Origin of the sequence: Variovorax defluvii (genome assembly GCF_039541515.1) — a bacterium.
GTDB classification, from domain to species: Bacteria; Pseudomonadota; Gammaproteobacteria; order Burkholderiales; family Burkholderiaceae_C; genus Variovorax; species Variovorax defluvii.
In genome coordinates this window covers 22,336-38,324 of sequence record NZ_BAABGJ010000012.1, presented here as the reverse complement: position 1 = coordinate 38,324, position 15,989 = coordinate 22,336, and the positions used below count along the sequence as shown (strand labels likewise).

At 69.7% G+C, this 15,989-nt stretch carries 17 protein-coding genes; 7 read left to right on the top strand and 10 right to left on the bottom strand.

Annotated features, from left to right (window positions below; genetic code table 11):
- Nucleotides 1-30 precede the first annotated feature (30 nt).
- The 4 genes from argE (at nucleotide 31) to ABEA07_RS07810 (ending at nucleotide 3,450) form a co-directional block, all read left to right on the top strand.
- Nucleotides 31-1,239, top strand: coding sequence for an acetylornithine deacetylase (gene argE / locus ABEA07_RS07825; protein WP_345536996.1), 1,209 nt, complete (start codon nucleotides 31-33; stop codon nucleotides 1,237-1,239).
- Between the two features lie 89 nt (nucleotides 1,240-1,328).
- On the top strand, nucleotides 1,329-2,456 hold the full coding sequence (locus ABEA07_RS07820) for a DUF445 domain-containing protein (RefSeq protein ID WP_345536994.1): 1,128 nt from the start codon (nucleotides 1,329-1,331) through the stop codon (nucleotides 2,454-2,456).
- A gap of 99 nt (nucleotides 2,457-2,555) precedes the next feature.
- Nucleotides 2,556-3,053 carry a hypothetical protein gene (locus tag ABEA07_RS07815; RefSeq protein WP_345536993.1) on the top strand — a complete coding sequence of 166 codons (498 nt, stop codon included), beginning with the start codon at nucleotides 2,556-2,558 and terminating at the stop codon, nucleotides 3,051-3,053.
- A 211-nt stretch (nucleotides 3,054-3,264) separates the two neighbouring features.
- Nucleotides 3,265-3,450: a hypothetical protein gene (locus tag ABEA07_RS07810; protein WP_345536992.1), complete on the top strand. Its 186-nt coding sequence runs from the start codon at nucleotides 3,265-3,267 to the stop codon at nucleotides 3,448-3,450.
- Nucleotides 3,451-3,486: 36 nt separating this feature from the next.
- On the opposite strand, the gene ABEA07_RS07805 is transcribed toward ABEA07_RS07810, so the two are convergent.
- From ABEA07_RS07805 to ABEA07_RS07795, 3 genes are read right to left on the bottom strand one after another with little or no spacing between them, the layout of a single operon-like run.
- Nucleotides 3,487-4,314 (bottom strand): ABC transporter permease, encoded by an 828-nt coding sequence (locus ABEA07_RS07805; protein ID WP_345536991.1) that lies wholly within the window; start codon nucleotides 4,312-4,314, stop codon nucleotides 3,487-3,489.
- A complete protein-coding gene (locus ABEA07_RS07800) occupies nucleotides 4,315-5,274 on the bottom strand; it encodes an ATP-binding cassette domain-containing protein (protein ID WP_345536990.1) in 960 nt (319 codons plus the stop codon).
- A 17-nt stretch (nucleotides 5,275-5,291) separates the two neighbouring features.
- The gene (locus ABEA07_RS07795) at nucleotides 5,292-6,176 is read right to left on the bottom strand and encodes a LysR family transcriptional regulator (RefSeq protein ID WP_345536988.1); all 885 of its coding nucleotides are present in this window, start codon (nucleotides 6,174-6,176) and stop codon (nucleotides 5,292-5,294) included.
- 119 nt (nucleotides 6,177-6,295) lie between these two features.
- Here ABEA07_RS07795 and ABEA07_RS07790 point away from each other — a divergent pair, with 119 nt between their 5' ends.
- Nucleotides 6,296-6,940, top strand: a complete 645-nt coding sequence (locus ABEA07_RS07790; protein WP_345536986.1) for a glutathione S-transferase family protein — start codon at nucleotides 6,296-6,298, stop codon at nucleotides 6,938-6,940.
- The gene (locus ABEA07_RS07785) at nucleotides 6,937-7,896 is read left to right on the top strand and encodes a pyridoxamine 5'-phosphate oxidase family protein (protein ID WP_345536985.1); all 960 of its coding nucleotides are present in this window, start codon (nucleotides 6,937-6,939) and stop codon (nucleotides 7,894-7,896) included. Before ABEA07_RS07790 ends, ABEA07_RS07785 begins: the two co-directional genes overlap by 4 nt.
- Nucleotides 7,897-7,940: 44 nt before the next feature.
- On the opposite strand, the gene ABEA07_RS07780 is transcribed toward ABEA07_RS07785, so the two are convergent.
- From ABEA07_RS07780 to ABEA07_RS07750, 7 genes are all read right to left on the bottom strand, one after another.
- Nucleotides 7,941-8,924 (bottom strand): Bug family tripartite tricarboxylate transporter substrate binding protein, encoded by a 984-nt coding sequence (locus ABEA07_RS07780; RefSeq protein ID WP_345536984.1) that lies wholly within the window; start codon nucleotides 8,922-8,924, stop codon nucleotides 7,941-7,943.
- A gap of 123 nt (nucleotides 8,925-9,047) precedes the next feature.
- Nucleotides 9,048-10,565 (bottom strand): AMP nucleosidase, encoded by a 1,518-nt coding sequence (locus tag ABEA07_RS07775; RefSeq protein ID WP_345536983.1) that lies wholly within the window; start codon nucleotides 10,563-10,565, stop codon nucleotides 9,048-9,050.
- 13 nt (nucleotides 10,566-10,578) lie between these two features.
- Nucleotides 10,579-11,127, bottom strand: coding sequence for a TIGR00725 family protein (locus ABEA07_RS07770; RefSeq protein WP_345536982.1), 549 nt, complete (start codon nucleotides 11,125-11,127; stop codon nucleotides 10,579-10,581).
- Complete coding sequence (locus ABEA07_RS07765) at nucleotides 11,078-11,899, bottom strand: ABC transporter permease (protein ID WP_345536980.1); 822 nt, start codon at nucleotides 11,897-11,899, stop codon at nucleotides 11,078-11,080. The genes ABEA07_RS07770 and ABEA07_RS07765 overlap by 50 nt, the downstream gene beginning before the upstream one ends.
- Nucleotides 11,900-11,911: 12 nt before the next feature.
- The gene (locus tag ABEA07_RS07760; protein ID WP_345536979.1) at nucleotides 11,912-13,000 is read right to left on the bottom strand and encodes an extracellular solute-binding protein; all 1,089 of its coding nucleotides are present in this window, start codon (nucleotides 12,998-13,000) and stop codon (nucleotides 11,912-11,914) included.
- Between the two features lie 59 nt (nucleotides 13,001-13,059).
- Entirely contained in the window at nucleotides 13,060-14,088 is a 1,029-nt protein-coding gene (locus tag ABEA07_RS07755) for an ABC transporter ATP-binding protein (protein ID WP_345536978.1), read from the bottom strand.
- Nucleotides 14,085-14,852: an ABC transporter permease gene (locus ABEA07_RS07750; protein ID WP_425584085.1), complete on the bottom strand. Its 768-nt coding sequence runs from the start codon at nucleotides 14,850-14,852 to the stop codon at nucleotides 14,085-14,087. The genes ABEA07_RS07755 and ABEA07_RS07750 overlap by 4 nt, the downstream gene beginning before the upstream one ends.
- Nucleotides 14,853-15,050: 198 nt before the next feature.
- Here ABEA07_RS07750 and ABEA07_RS07745 point away from each other — a divergent pair, with 198 nt between their 5' ends.
- On the top strand, nucleotides 15,051-15,959 hold the full coding sequence (locus ABEA07_RS07745) for a LysR substrate-binding domain-containing protein (RefSeq protein WP_345536976.1): 909 nt from the start codon (nucleotides 15,051-15,053) through the stop codon (nucleotides 15,957-15,959).
- The last annotated feature ends 30 nt before the right edge of the window (nucleotides 15,960-15,989 follow it).

Sequence of the window (15,989 nt, the reverse complement as noted above, 5' to 3'; positions counted from 1 at the left end):
GCGGAGAACAACATCCCTCACAATCATCGAATGCCCCCACCGCTTTCCACCCGCAGCCTCGATTTCGCGCAGACGCTGGTGCGCATGAACACCGTCAGCCACCGCAGCAACCTGGAACTGATCGCCTTCGCTCGCGATCACCTGGCCGGCCTCGGGGTTCGCAGCCGCCTGACCTACAACGCCGACAAGACCAAGGCCAACCTGTTCGCCACTCTGGGGGCGGGCAAACCGGCGGGGGTGATCGTCTCGGGCCACACCGACACCGTGCCCTGGGATGGCCAGGCCTGGAGCGTGGACCCGCTCTCGGCCATCGTGCAGGACTGGCCGCAGGACGAGCACGACGGCCAGGCCATGCAGGTCGAGCCCCGGCTCTACGGCCGCGGCTCGGCCGACATGAAGAGCTTCATCGCCATTGCCCTGGCCAACGCAGAGCACTTCCTCGAAAGCAGTTCCCCGTTCGCGGTGCACTTCGCCTTCAGCTACGACGAGGAGGTCGGCTGCTTCGGCGTGCGCGAGCTGATCGCGGACATGAAGGAGCAGGACATCCGGCCCCTGGCCTGCATCGTGGGCGAGCCGACCATGATGGTCCCCGCCATCGCCCACAAGGGTGTGTACCGCTACCGCTGCTGCGTGCGCGGCAAGGAGGCACATTCCTCGCTGACCCCGCGATCGGTCAACGCCATCGAAATGGCGGCGCGCCTGATCGGCAAGCTGCGCGACATGGCCGACGGTTTCGAGCGCGAAGAGCCGCGCTACGCCGGCTTCGACGTGCCCTACAGCACCGCCAGCGTCGGCCAGTTCCACGGTGGCATCGCCGACAACGTGGTGCCGCGCGACGCCGAGTTCCGCTACGAATTCCGCGACCTGCCCACGGCCGACGCGCAGCGCATGCAGAAGGAGATGCGCCTGCACGCCAACCGTCTCGAGGCCGGCATGAAGAAGATCGCGCCGGAGGCCGGCTTCAGCTTCGAGACCATCTGTGAGATCCCCAGCTTCCTGACCCGCGCCGACGACCCCGTCACGCGGCTGGCGCAGCGCCTGTCCGGCGAGGCGGGCACCGCGCTGGTCGCCTTCGGCACCGAGGCCGGGCTCTTCAAGCAGGCCGGCATCCCGACGGTGGTGTGCGGCCCCGGCAGCATCACACAGGCGCACCAGCCCGACGAGTACGTCACACTGGCCCAGCTCGCGCGCTGCGAGCAATTCCTGCTGGGGCTGGCCGCCACCCGGGAGATCCGCTGAAGCGCGTCGCCCTCGGCCTGCTCGGCGCCGCCGCCCTGCTCTACGCGGCGGCGACGGCGCTCGCGGCCCGGCACCCGGCCTGGGGCTACGTGGCCGCCTTCGCCGAGGCGGCGATGGTGGGCGCGATCGCCGACTGGTTCGCGGTGGTCGCGCTGTTCCGGCATCCGCTGGGGCTTCCGATCCCGCACACCGCCATCATCCCTTCCAACAAGGACCGCATCGGCGCGCGGCTGGCCGGCTTCATCTGCAACAACTTCCTGGCGACGCCGCAGGTGCTGGCCAAGCTCGAGCAGTTCGACCCGGCCGCGCGGCTGGCCCATTGGCTCTCGCAGCCCGCCCATGCGGCTCGCGTCGGCGAGCACCTGGTGGCGGCGGCGCGCTATGGCCTGGCGGCCTTCGACGACGCGCGGGTGCGCGACTTCCTCGGTCGCATGGCGACGGCCGGCCTGGCGCGGCTCGACATCGCGCGGCTGGCCGGCCAGGCGCTGGACGCGCTGACCGCGCACGGGCGCCACCAGGCGCTGCTGGACGACGTGCTGGCCCAGGTCGCCGCCGCGGTCGAGGGCGAGGAAGTGCAGGAGCAGATCACCGAGGCCATCGCCCGCGAGATCCGCGCCCTGCGCTACGTGGGCCTGGACCAGGTCACGGCCCGGCTGGCGACGCGCAAGGTGGTGGCGGCGGCGGCGCGCACGGTCGCCGAAATGGCGGGCGACCCCGCCCACCCGATGCGGCTGCGCTTCGACGCCTTCGTGCGCGAGTTCGTCGACCGGCTCAAGACCGACCCCGAGTTCCAGCGCCGTGGCGAGGCCATCCGCGCCGAGCTGCAGGCCCACCCGGCCATCGCCGACTACCTGCACGGGCTGTGGAGCGAAGTGCTGGCCTGGCTGAACAAAGACCTGGCCAGCAGCGAATCGGGCATCCGTCAGCGCATCGTCGAGCTGGCCGGAGGGCTGGGTGACCGGCTGTCGGCCGACGAGGCGATGCGGCGCTGGATCAACGAACAACTGATCGACGCTGCACCCCGCGCCATCGAACGTTACCGAGAGGACATCCGCCGCTACATCGTGGAGCGGGTCGGCCAGTGGAATGCGCAAGAGATGAGCATCGAGCTGGAGAAGCACATCGGCCGCGACCTGCAGTTCATCCGGATCAACGGCACGCTGGTGGGCGGCCTGGTCGGGCTCGCGATCCACGCCGTCACGCAGGCGCTGGGCTGATCTCCGCCATTTGTCGAATGGCCAGAACATTTTGGAACTTTGGCGAGACCCCCGTTACCGATCCAGGCCCGACACGGGCGCTCACCAGGGAGCTTGACGTTGAAACACCACCCCGACCCGATGATCGACGCGCTGGCCCGCTCCGCTGCGACCAGCCTGCCGCAACTCCACAGGGCGCTCGAAGCCGGCTTCGTGCCGCAGGAGTCGTGCGTGCTCTCCGACGTGCAACAGGACGCACTCTTCCAGATCGTCCAGCAGCTGAACGACGAAGGGCGCTTCCTGCAGGCTGCACCTCTCGCGCTGCAGCTCGCGGTTCATCATCCGAAGGACAGCCGCTATGCCTTCACGGCGGGCCTCGCCTTCCAGCGGCTGGCCATCTTCAATGTGGCGGCCATGCTGTACTGCCTGAGTCTGCAGCAGCAACGAACGCCGACCACGCTGTACCGGCTGGGCGAATGCCTGGCCGGGCTCGGCCAGGCCGAAACAGCCCTCCGATTCTTCGATTCGGCCTTCGACCTGGCACGGGGCGAAGAACACTACCGCCAGTTGCAGGACCACGCAACGCAGGCCATCGAGCGGCTGCGCTCGACGATGTGACCGATCCACGAGCCCCATGAACCGACTGACACCCCCCTCACGCCCGCACAACGCTTTTTCGTCCACCTCGAAAGAGAGTGCTCCGGCATCCTCGGGCGACACCTGGCGAGGCCAGCCTCTGTCGCGCGATCAACCCCTCGAAACGCGCAGCAGCACCCACAGGCTCCCGCCCGCCGAAGCGGCCCGAATCGCCGGCGAGGCCCTCGGGCACATGAAAGAGGCAGCGGCAGCGGCAGCGGCAGCAGCGCCGGCCCTGCGCCCATCCCGGCTCGGCACTCCGGACCTGGACGCCATGGTCACCGACGCGCTGGCCGGCGGCGTGGAGGGCGCGCCCGCCGGCATTTCCACGAGCCTCATCGTGAACGCAGCGATCAGCGCCCTGGCGCATCAGAGCTGAAGCTTCGACCGCGGCAGGTTCGTGCACAGCGTCTCATCAGCTCCGGAAGCGCCGCCGCGTCAGCGCGAGCGCCACCCAGTACGCCGCCACCGTGTAGCCCGCCAGCACGGCCGCATGCAGCCACCAATCGGCCGGCCACTGGTCCATGAACAGGGGCCGCACCAACGCCACGGCGTTGGCCAGCGGCAGCCAGTTCGCGATCCGGTGGATCACCTCGGGCAGCTGCTCCAGCGGAAAGAACACGCCCGACAGGAACATCATCGGCGTCATGAAGAGCGTGAAGTAGTAGGTGAAGAAGTCGTAGCCCTTGGCCAGCGCGTTGAAGATCAGCGCGATGCATGAGAAGGTCACGCCCACGCCCGCCAGCACCAGCCAGGCCACCAGCAGCTTGGGGCTGTGGCTGATGCCCAGCCCCAGCATCACGAAGAGAATCGCGGTGGTGGTGAAGATCGCCTTGAAGGCGGCCCAGAGCATCTCGGCCATGACGACGTCGTCCAGCCCCACCGGCGCGTTCATGATGCCGTCCCAGGTCTTCTGCACATGCATGCGCGAGAAGGCCGAATACAGCGCCTCGAAAGAGGCCGCGTTCATCGAACTCATGCAGATCGAGCCGCTGGCGAGGAACAGGATGTAGGGCACGGCGGTGCCCGCCACCTCCACCTGCCCGACCAGCGCACCCATGCCGTAGCCGAAAGCCACCAGCCAGATCAGCGGCTCGGCGATGTTGCCGATCAGGCTGGGAATGGCGAGCTTGCGCCACACCAGCAGGTTGCGCAGGAAAACCGGCCACCAGCGCATCGACAGCTCGGGCGGACGCCACACCGAGGGCGCGGGCGGTGGTGTGTCATGGACCATCGTGCTCATTCAGCCGTCCTCCCGGATCTGGCGGCCCGTCAACTTGAGGAACAAGTCCTCCAGGTTGGCCGGCCGGTGGAAGGTGCGCAGGCCCTTGTGCGCATCGAGCGCATTCAGCAGGCCGCGCGCATCCTGCGTGTAGAAGAAGACCGTCTCGCCGCTCACCTCCACGCGCGCGGCAAAGGCCTTGAGCGGCGACTCCGCCAGCGACAGCGCACCGTTGCCATACACCTCGACCACATCGGGCTCCAGGTGCTCGGCGATCAGGTCGCGCGGCCGGCCTTCGGCGATCTTGCGGCCGTGGTCGATCACGATCAGCCGCGAACACAGGCGCTCGGCCTCGTCCATGAAGTGCGTGGTCAGCAGGATCGACTTGCCCTGCTGCAGCAACAGCTGCAAGCGCTCCCACATCAGGTGCCGTGCCTGCGGATCGAGCCCGGTCGTCGGCTCGTCGAGCATCAGGAGCTTGGGGTCGTTGACCAGTGCCCGCGCCAGCGACAACCGGCGGCGCATCCCGCCCGACAGCTCGCCCGGCTTCGCATCGGCCTTGTGCGACAGGGCCGCGAAATCCAGCAGTTGAGGGATGCGCGGCGTGATCTCGCGCCGGCTCATGCCGAAGTAGCGCGCGTACACCATCAGGTTCTCGGCGCAGCTGAAGTCCGGGTCCAGCGTGTCGAACTGGCTCACCACACCCAGTTGCGCCTTGATCGCGCGCCCGTCGCGCGGCATCGAAAGCCCGCCCAGCGCCTCGATGCTGCCGCTGTCCGGCGCGGTGAGTCCGAGGCACATGCGGATGGTGGTGGTCTTGCCCGCGCCGTTGGGGCCGATCACGCCCAGGCATTCGCCCGGCGCGATGGCGAAGGAAAGATCGTTGACGACCGTGGCGTCGCCATAGCGCTTGAAGAGGTGGCTGGCCTGGAAGAGTGGAGAGGGCGTGGCAGATGAAGGCACCTGGGCATTGTGGCTCAAGGCCGACGGCGGGCGCCTCACAGCTTCAAGCCCTGGAATTCGTCCTTCATCCAGTCGATGAAAGCGCGCGTGCGCGCCGGCAGCAGGCGGGCGTGCGGGTAGATCACGCTCACCGGCCGCGGGGCCGGCTCGAAGTCTTCCAGCACGATGCGAAGCCGCCCCTCCCGCACCAGCGGCAACACCTGGTAGGAGAAAAAGATGCCGAAGCCCACGCCCGCCGCGCAGGACTCCACCGCCGGCGCGATGTGGTTGAACTCCAGGTTGCCGCGCGCCGCGACCGTGAAGCTGCGGCCGTTCTCGCGGAACGACACGGGCGCGCCGGGCATCACGCGCACGCAGTTGGCATCGAGCAGCTCGCGCGGATGGCGCGGCACGCCGTGCGCGCGAAGGTACTGCGGGCTCGCCACCACCACGCGGCGAATGCTGCCCAGCTGCTGCGCGACCAGTGACGAATCTTCCAGCGGGCTGATGCGGATGCCCACGTCGATGCCCTCCTCCAGCAGGTTCACCGTGCGGTCGTGCAGCAGCACGCTGCAGCGCATCTTGTCGTAGCGCTTCAGGAAACGCACGATCGCCGGCGCCACGTACATGTGGCCGAACAGCACGGGCGCGGTGATGGTGAGCTGCCCGGCCGGTTCGGCCGCCTCCACCGAGAGCGCGCGGTCGGCCGCATCGGCCGCGGACAGGATCTCCCGCGCACTCGCCAGGTACTGGCGCCCCTCTTCGGTCAAGGTGATGCGGCGCGTGGTGCGGTGGAACAGCCGCACGCCCAGGTGCGCCTCGAGCGCCGCCAGCGAGCGCACCACGGCGGGCAGGGAGCTGTCCATGGCATCGGCCGCGCGGGTCAGGCTGCCGTGGTCGGCGATCTGCACGAAGGTGTGCATGGCTTTGAGGCGGTCCATGGCGCGATTAAACCGGAAATCGCAGGAGTGAAGTTCGATCCACCCCATTACTCCAACGCAGGCAACAAAGAACAATAGCCCTCACTGCAATCCGTTCCACATCCCACCGGAGAAAGCCGATGTCCGCTGCACACCCCGCGCACCCGATCACTGTTTACAACTCGACCATTTCGGGCCATTGCCACCGCGTGCGCCTGTTCCTCTCGCTGCTGGACCTGCCCTTCGAGACCGTCGAGGTGGACCTGCGCGCCGGAGAACAGCGCAGCCCCCGGTTCCTTGCGCTCAACGCCTTCGGCCAGGTCCCGGTGATCCAGGACGGCGAGGTGACGCTCGCGGATTCGAACGCGATCCTGCTCTACCTCAACGAACGTTACGCCCCCGACCCGGCGCGCTGGCTGCCGCGCGACCCGCTGGGCGCGGCCCGCGTGCAGCGCTGGCTGTCGGTGGCCGCAGGTCCGCTCGCGCAGGGGCCGTCGATGGCCCGCATCATCGTGCTCTTGGGCCTGGCCACCGACCCGTCGGACGTGATCGCGCGCTCCCACAGCCTGTTGACGGTGATGGAGCGGGAACTCGCCGACCGGCCTTTCCTTGCCGGCGACAGCGTGACGCTGGCGGACATCGCCAACTACAGCTACGTCGCCCACGTCCCCGAGGGCAACGTGTCGCTCGCCCCTTATCCGAAGGTGCGCGAATGGCTGGCGCGCGTCGAGGCGCTGCCCGGCTTCGTGCCCATGGTGCGTTCACCGATCGGGTTGGCAGCATGAGCACCGCGCAAGCCTGGCACGAAGGCGAGCGGCAGCTGCAGGCACGCGCCGGCGTCGCCGGGCGCATGGCCGAGATCGGGCCGCGCGTGCTGCGCGACTTCATGCCGGACCAGCATCGCAGCTTCTTCGCGCAACTGCCCTTCCTGGTCACGGGCAGCCTCGACGACGAGCGCCAGCCCTGGGCCAGCATGCTGGCGGCCCCGCCCGGCTTCGCGCATTCGCCCGATCCGCGCCACCTGCGCATCGACGCCCTGCCGATGCCGGGCGATCCGCTGGCCGGCGCGCTGGCCCCGGGCGCCCCGGTCGCCCTGCTGGGCATCGAGCCGCACACGCGCCGGCGCAATCGCATGAACGGCACGGTCGATGCGCTCGACGGCCGCGGCTTCTCGGTCGAGGTCGGCCAGAGCTTCGGCAACTGCCCCAAGTACATCCAGGCGCGCGAGCCAGTGTTCGTGGGCGGTGGGGAGGCCGCGCATTTCGGGCCGCTCGCGGACAGGCTGGACGCGCGGGCACAGGCCATGGTCCGAGCCGCCGACACCTTCTTCATCGCCACCGCGCACCCGTCCGCTGGCGAGGCCGGCGAGCCAGCCCAGGGCGTCGACGTCTCGCACCGCGGCGGCCGGCCGGGCTTCGTGCGCCTGGACGGTGACGGCACGCTGACGGCACCGGAGTTCATCGGCAACTTCTTCTTCAACACGCTGGGCAACATCGCGGTGAACCCGGTGGCCGGACTGCTGTTCGTGGACTTCGACCGCGGCGACCTGCTCCAGGTCGCAGTGAAGGCGCAGGTGCTGTGGGACGGTCCGGAACTCGCGTCCTTCGACGGTGCCGAACGGCTGCTGCGCATGCAGGTTGTCGCGGCCCGGATGGCGCCGAACGCGCTACCGCTGCGCTTCGGTCGAGCGAGCCTCTCGCCCTTCCTGGTGTGCTGTCCCGAGGCGGGCGCGACGCCGTGATCGGGAGCGCTTCGGGCTGGCCCGAGAAAGTGTGAACGCCCGGATCAAGCCTTCAGCTTGAGGATGTAGGTCAGCGCGCCCGCCATCGCCTGGTTCAACTCGAGGAAGGACTGGAAGTCTTTGCCCTCCATCCAGTAGTTGTCCCAGTTGCTGCGCTTGACGGTCTTCTGCCAGACCTCCGTCGCCACCGCACGCCGAGCGGCGTCGAGCAGCACGGCCTGGCGCTGCGCCGGCACGGCCTTGCCGGTGAAGACGCCGCGCCAGTTCGCCAGGTCCGCATCCACGCCTTGCTGCCGCACCGAGGGCACGCCGAGGAAGGGGTTCTTCGACGACACGCCGATGGCGCGCAGATTGCCGCTGGCGATGTGCTCGCTGAATTCGCTGTAGCCCGACACGCCGGCCAGCGCCTTGCCCGACTCCACCGCCGACACGACCTGCGCACCGCCAGCGAAGGGCTGGTAGACCAGGCCCGCGGCGTTGCCGGCCGCGCGCGCCAGCATGCCGGCGAACATATGGTCGACGCCGCCCGCAGAGCCGCCGGCGATGGCCGTGCCGGCCGCGTCGCTGCGCAGCTTCGCGATCAGGTCCCTGGCCGTGACGATCGGGGAGTCGGCCTTGACCACCACCATCTCGTAGTCGCTGGTCAGGCGCGCCAGCGGCGCGATGCGGCTCATGTCGACCGCCGGCCTCTGCAGCGCGACTGCGCCGACCATCACCATGCCGCTGATCAGCACGGTGTCGGGGTCTGCGTCGTACTTCTCGACGTAGCGCGCCAGGCCGATGGTGCCGCCCTTGCCGCCGATGTTCTCGTACTCGACCTGACCCACCGCGCCTGCGGCCGTCATGGCGGCACCGAGGGCGCGGCCGGTCTGGTCCCAGCCGCCGCCCTCGTTGGCGGGGATGACGATGCGCAGCTTCGGGATGGCGGGCGCCGAACGCGTCGCCTGGGCCCGGCCCGAGGCCGGCAGGGCGCCGGCAGCCATGGCGGCAAGCCACGAGGTGAAGGTGCGCCGCGTCGTTTGAACCATGAGGTATCTCCAATGCTTGCCGACCGGCATCGATCGTAGCCAGGGCGCCCGGAGATGGGGTGAGGCCCGGGGCGAAGAAATGTCAGGCCGGCCCCAGGAATTCACGAAACGCGGCGAAAGCGCCTACTGAAACGCCACCTCCGCGAAGCTGCGCAGCTTCCGGCTGTGCAGCCGCGTGCTGCCCTCGCTGCGCAGCACATCGATGGCCGCCATGCCGATGCGCAGGTGCTGCTCGACCCGCTCGCGGTAGAAGTGGTTGGCCATGCCCGGCAGCTTGATCTCGCCATGCAGCGGCTTGTCGCTGACGCACAGCAGGGTGCCGTAGGGCACGCGGAAGCGGAAGCCGTTGGCCGCGATGGTGGCGCTCTCCATGTCCAGCGCCACCGCGCGGCTCTGGCTGAAGCGGCGCTGCGGCTGGTTGCCCGGCAGCAACTCCCAGTTGCGGTTGTCGGTGCTGGCGACGGTGCCGGTGCGCATGATCTTCTTGAGCGCCGGGCCTTCCATGCCGGTGACGTCGGCCACGGCCTTCTCCAGCGCGAGCTGGATCTCCGACAGCGCCGGGATCGGCACCCACAGGGGCAGCTCCTCGTCCAGAACGTGGTCCTCGCGCACATAGGCGTGCGCCAGCACGTAATCGCCCAGCTGCTGCCCCTGGCGCAGGCCGGCGCAGTGGCCCAGCATCATCCAGGCATGCGGGCGCAGCACCGCCACGTGGTCGGTGATGGTCTTGGCGTTGGCCGGGCCGACGCCGATGTTGACCATCGTGATGCCGCTGCAGTCCTCGCGCACCAGGTGGTAGGCCGGCATCTGCGGCAGGCGGCCGGGGGGCGTGCCCTGCGAGCCGTCGAGCAGCGAGCCGTAAACGGCGCTCGAACCCGCGGCCAGCCCGCGCCGGCGCGTGACCACGTTGCCCGGCTCGATGAAGGCGATGTACTCGCTCTTCTCGTCGGCCATGGCCTCACGGCCCAGCCGCACGAACTCGTCGATGTAGAACTGGTAGTTGGTGAACAGCACGAAGTTCTGGAACCACTCCGGCGCGGTGCCGGTGTAGTGGCGCAGGCGGTGCAGCGAGTAGTCCACGCGGGCCGCGGTGAAGAGCGCCAGCGGCTGCGCCTCGCCCGGCCGGGCTTCGAAGGTCCCATTGGCGATGCCGTCGTCCATGGCGGCCAGGTCGGGCAGGTCGAACACGTCCCGCATCAAAGCGCGCCGCTCGGGGCTCAGGTCGCCCTCGATGTGATCGTTCTCGGCGAAGGAGAAGTGGATCGGGATCGGCTGGGTGCTGGTGCCGATCTCCAGCTCGACGTCGTGGTTCTCCAGCAGCAGCCGGAATTGGTCCCGGAAGTAGCGCTCGAAGAGGTCCGGCCGCGTCAGCGTGGTCTCGTAGCGGCCGGGGCCGGCCACGAAGCCGTAGCTCAACCAGGCGTTGGCCGCCGGCGTGCGGCGCGAGACGGTGTGCGTGTGCACCCGCACGAAGGGGTAGCAGGCCCGCACCCGGCCCGGCAGGCTTTCCCCGGCGACGAAGCGCGCCATGGCGTCGCGCAGGTGCGTCAGGCCGCCGTCGTAGATCAGCCGCACCTGTTCGAGAGCGGCGACGGGATCGTTGAAGCGGGCCGGGGCGACGAAGGTGGGCATGTAGGGCATGTCCGACATTGTGCTATGCGAGAAGCACCGCCAGCACCCGCGCCAGCATCTCGTCCACGCCGCCGACCTGCACCGCGCCGGGCAGCGCCACGTCGCCGTGCATCACGAACACCGGCTTGCCCCACTTGAGCCCGAGCGCCATCTCCGAGAGCGTGCCCATGTTGCCGCCGATGGCGACCAGGCACACCGCGCTGCGGGCGATGATGGCGTTGCGCATCTCGCCCATGCCGGTGGGCACCGCCACGGTGAGCCATTCGTTGGCGTTGCGGTCGTCCTCCTCGGGCAGGATGCCCACGGCCACGCCGCCGGCCTCGGTGGCGCCGCGCGAGGCGGCGGCCATCACGCCGCCGCGGCCGCCGCAGATGACGGCCATGCCGGCGCCGGCCAGCGCGGCGGCGACTGCGTACGCGGCCTCGCATTCGAGCGGCCCGCCGTCGCCCGGCCCGATGATGCCCACCGGCTGCCGGTGCCGCCGCGGCCCCTGCTGCCGCTGCGCGAGGCGCTGCAGCGCCTCAATGACCGGCGCCGACAGCGCCGCGTTCGCGCTTGCGCGTAACGACATCGCCTACTCCCATCACGATCACGCAGAGCACCATCAGCACCAGCGACAGCGCCGCTGCCACGGCGAAATCCGAGCCTCCGTCGCTCACCTGCGCCAGCAGCATCAGCGGCAGGATGTTGAGCTGCGTGCCCACCAGCGCCAGCGCCGTGCCGTAGGTGCCCATGGCGATCGCCGCGACCAGGCAGGCGCTGGCGAAGACCGAGGGCGCGACTTCCGGCACCACCGTGTCCCAGAAGGCCCGCGCACGCGAGGCACCCAGCGTGCGCGCGGCCAGCAGCGGGCGCAAGTCCAGGTTGGCGAACACGGGGTAGAGCGAGAGCGCCACCCGCGGGATCAGGTAGTAGGCATAGGCGAAGCCCAGCCCCGAAACGCTGTAGATCCAGCTGCCGATGGCCGCCGGGTCCGCGCCCAGGCCCGCCAGCAACTGCGTCACGAAGCCGGCGCGGCCGAAAGCCAGGATGAAGCCGTAGGCGATCACCAGGCCGGAGAAGGCCAGCGGCAAGCCCAGCAAGGTCATCATCCACTGCCGCCGCGAGGCGGGCTGGCGGGCCAGCTCGATCGCGATGCAGGTGCCCACCAGCGCCGACAGCGCGCCCGCCGACAGGCCGAGCACGAGGGTATTGCGCAGCGCCGCGCCGAAGAGCGGATTGCCCGCCAGGCGCGCGAAGGCCTGTCCGCCCGCACCGAAGGCCTCAGGCAGCAGCGCGGCCAGGGGCGCGACGAAGAACAGAGCCATGAAGACCCATGCGGGCCAGGCACCGAAGCGTCGCATGCCGGGCCTGCCTTACTTGCCGAGCGCGGCCTGCGCCCAGAGCCGGTCGACCTCGGCCTTGCGCTCCGAGGCCTTGACCACGTCGAGCGGGCGGATCTGCGGCGCCGCCGGCATCTTCGCGGCCACGTCGGCGGCCAGCGGCGTGCCGGGCACGGCCGGCCGCACGAAGCCCTGCGCGAACAGCGACTGGCCCGCTTCGCTCATGATGAAGTTGAGCCACAGCTTGCCGGCGTTCGGGTTGGGCCCGTTCTTGACCAGGCTGATCGCATAGGGCGCGGCCACGCTGGCCTCCTTGGGGATCACCACCTCGACGGCGTCGCCCATGCCGTCCACGTGCCGGGCCTTGAGGCCGTCGTTCTCGTAGCTGATCCAGATCGGGATCTCACCCTTGAGAAACTTCGCGTAGGGCGTGGTGCCCTCCACCCGCAGCATGTTGCCGGCCGCATGCAGCTTGCCGAGGTAATCGGTGCCCGGCTTCACGTTGTCCACGCCGCCGCCGTTGGCATAGGCCGCCGCGAAGGTCAGCACCTGGCCGATGCCGGTGGAGCGCGGATCGAGGTAGACCACCGTGCTCTTGTATTCGGGCTTGAGCAGGTCGGCCCACCCCGCCGGCACGTTCTTGACCAGCTTCCTGTTGACCAGGAAGGCGATGTTGAGGGTATGGATGGTGAACCAGCGGCCCTCGGCCTCGCGGAAGACCTCCGGCAGCTTGTCGAAGTTCACCGGCTTGAAGGGCGCGACCACGTCCTTCTTCGCGGCATCGACGGCCGAGGCCGCGAAGTAATAGGCCGTGTCGGCCTGGGGGCGGCGCCGCGTCTTCTCCAGGGCGACCACGGTGGCGGCCGAGCCGATGTCGTTGTAGGTGAGTTCGATCTCCGGATAGCGCTTCTTGAAGTCACGGAACAGCGACTTCCAGTTGGCCCACTCGGGCCCGGTGTCGAAGGACACGCACAGACCCTCCTTCTGCGCCTCGGCGTAGAGCGCCTTCTCGCCGGCATAGAGTTCGGGGCCGTCGAAGGCGAAGGCGGTGCGTGCCGCGAGCGTGCTCAGCGTGGCCAGCGGCAGGACGCCGGCGGCCTGGATCAGTTGTCTGCGTTGCATGGTGGGCTCCTCGGGTGGATGGTTGAAGGACGCGCGAAAGCTGTGAATGAATCAGCTGCTCAGTCGTCGAGCAGGCGGATGTGTTCCGGCGGGATGCCGATGGTCTCGGCGGCCGGCGCCGCCGACTCGGCCAGGAAGGGCCGGGGCGCGCCCGCCACCTCGAAGTCGTAGCGCGTGAGCGCGCCCAGGTAGCGCTGCGCGCCGGCGCGGCCCGGCAGGCGGTTGGGGCTGCCCGGCGGCGGGTCGGGCCGGATGTGCTCGGGCCGCACCAACAGGTGCACCGCCGCGCCGGCGGCGCGCTGCCCGGTGGGCGCGGCCAGTTCCGCGAAGCCGAGGTCCAGCCGGCCGGGCGCCGCCACCTTGGCCGGCAGCAGGGTCGAGAGGCCGACGAACTCGGCCACCGCGCGGCTGGCCGGGCGCTCGTAGATCTCGCGCGGCGCGGCGATCTGCAGCAGCCGGCCGTCCTTGAGCACCGCCACGCGGTCGGCCATGGTGAGCGCCTCTTCCTGGTCGTGGGTGACCAGCAGCGTGGTCGCGTTGAAGCGCTGCTGGATGGCGCGGATCTGGTCGCGCAGGTGGCCGCGCACGCTGGCGTCCAGCGCCGACAGCGGCTCGTCGAGCAGCAAGGCGCGCGGATCGATGGCCAGGGCGCGCGCCAACGCCACCCGCTGCTGCTGCCCGCCCGACAGGCGAGCCACCGCGCGTGCGGCGAATTCGCCCAGGCCGACCAGCTCCAGCAGTTCGCGCGCACGCCGGCGCCGCGCCTCGGCCGGCACCTTGCGCAGCTTGAGGCCGTAAGCCACGTTGTCCAGCACGTCCAGGTGCGGGAACAGCGCGTAGCTCTGGAACACCATGCCGATGTGGCGGCGGTGCACCGGCGTGTGCGAGAGGTCCTCGCCATCGAGGGCGATGCGGCCGGCGTGCCCGGTTTCCAGGCCCGAGACCAGCTTGAGCAGCGTCGATTTGCCCGAGCCGCTCGGACCGATCACCGCCACCAGTTCGCCGGTCCGCACGTCCAGCGAGACCTCGTGCAGCCCCTGCGTGCTGCCGGGGTAGCTGTAGCTGACGTTGTCCAGGACGAGACTCATGAGCGTTGCCTGACGAGAGAGGAAGACAGAAGGGCCGAGGCGCTCGCCAGCACCAGCAGGATCACCGTCGCCGCGCAGGCGAAGCCGGTGGCGCCGTAGAAGGCCTGCAGCAGCACCACCGGGTAGGTGCGGTTCTGGAAGCTGGTCAGCAGGTTGGACAGGCCGAACTCGCCGACCGAGATCGCCGCCACCATCACCAGCCCGCTGACCAGGCTCTGGCGCAGGCTGGGCAGCACGATGCCGGTGAACTGCTGCCACCCCGAGGCGCCGAGCGTGGAAGCCGCCTGCTCCAGGCGCTCCAGCCCGAGGTGGCGCAGATCGGTCAGCAGCGTGTTGGTCAGGTAAGGCAGGGTATGGATCGCGTGCGCGGCGATCAGCAGCGGCATCGAGCCCAGCCAGGGCATCCAGTCGGTGTTGAACACGATCATGTAGCCGAAGCCCAGCGTGATCGTGGGCACCGCGATCGGCATCGCGCTGACGATGCGCGAAGCCAGCCCGCTGCCGCGCCGCGCGCCGTGGTAGAGCGCATAGGCCAGCGGCAGCGCCAGCACGGTGTTGATCGCGCACGCCGACAGCGCCACCACGAGGCTGCTGGCGAAGGCCTTTCGGAAGGAGGTGTCCTGCCAGAGGTCGAGGTACCACTGGCCGGTGACGCCGCTGGGCAGCAACGTGTTGGTCCAGCTGCCGCCCACGCTGCCGATCGCCAGCAGGGCGATGGGCAGCAGCAGGTACAGGCCGTAGACGAGCGCGAGGGCGCGGATCAAGTGGAATGTCTCCGAAGCATCGTGATCACCCGGCATACTTTCCGGATGCGCCAGTGTCTCTGGCGTCTTGGCGGCCGTGTGCCGCCTTCCGGGCTGGATTCTAGAAAGCGGCTTCGCACGGATGGGTGAAAGTTGGATGAGATCGCTTGAGCATTTGGAAACTGTTTTTCATCGAGCTTTCATGATCGGAGGCCCTGCATGAAGCGTGACTGCCCCACCATCCAGGAACTGCTGGCCTTCGACGCGGTGGCGCGCCACCAGAGCATCACGCTGGCCGCCGGGGCCCTGTGCATCACTGTCAGCGCGGTCAGCAAGCAGATCGCCGGGCTCGAGTCCTTCCTCGGCCGCGAGCTGCTGCAGAAGAACGGCCGCGGCGTGCAGCTCACGCCCCAGGGCCGGGTCTACTGGCAGAAGATCGCGGGCGGCTTGCGGGCCATCGAGACCGCCACCTTCGAGGCCCGCTCGGGCGATGCCGGCGCGGGCCTGCTCACGCTGGCGAGCGTGCCCACCTTCCTGACCAAGTGGCTGATCCCGCGCCTGCCGGACTTCAGCCGCAAGAGCCGCCACGTGACGCTGAGCTTCAGCCGCCACCTGGAGCCCACCGACGGCATTCCGGCCGGCGTGGATGCCGCGATCCGCTATGGGCCGGACGGCTGGCCGGGCGTGGTCTCCGAGTACATCGCCGGGCGAGAGTTCGTGCTGATCGCCTCACCCGCGCTGCTGGCCGGCCCACACCGCATTGGCCGGCCGGCCGACATCGTGGGCCACACGCTGCTGCACCACGAGGGCGCGCCCACGGCCTGGCGCCAATGGGCCGCGCAGCACGGCGTGCCGGAAGTGCACACCGTGGCCGGGCCACGCTTCGCACAGTACTCGGCCCTCATCCAGGCCGCGCTCAACGGCCTGGGCATCGGCCTGGTGCCGCGCCTGCTGGTGCAGGCGGAGTTCGCCGACGGGGCGCTGGCCAGCCCCTGCGGCACGCCCGTCAGCGTGGACCAGGGCCACTACCTCTGCTACCGGCCGGACCGGCTGGAGATGCCGGGCTTCGCGGCCTTCCGGGACTGGGTGCTGGCGGAGGGGCACCGGTCGCGCGGGGCGGAAGGATGAAGCACTCGCGGGCGCCGGCACGACCCTTGG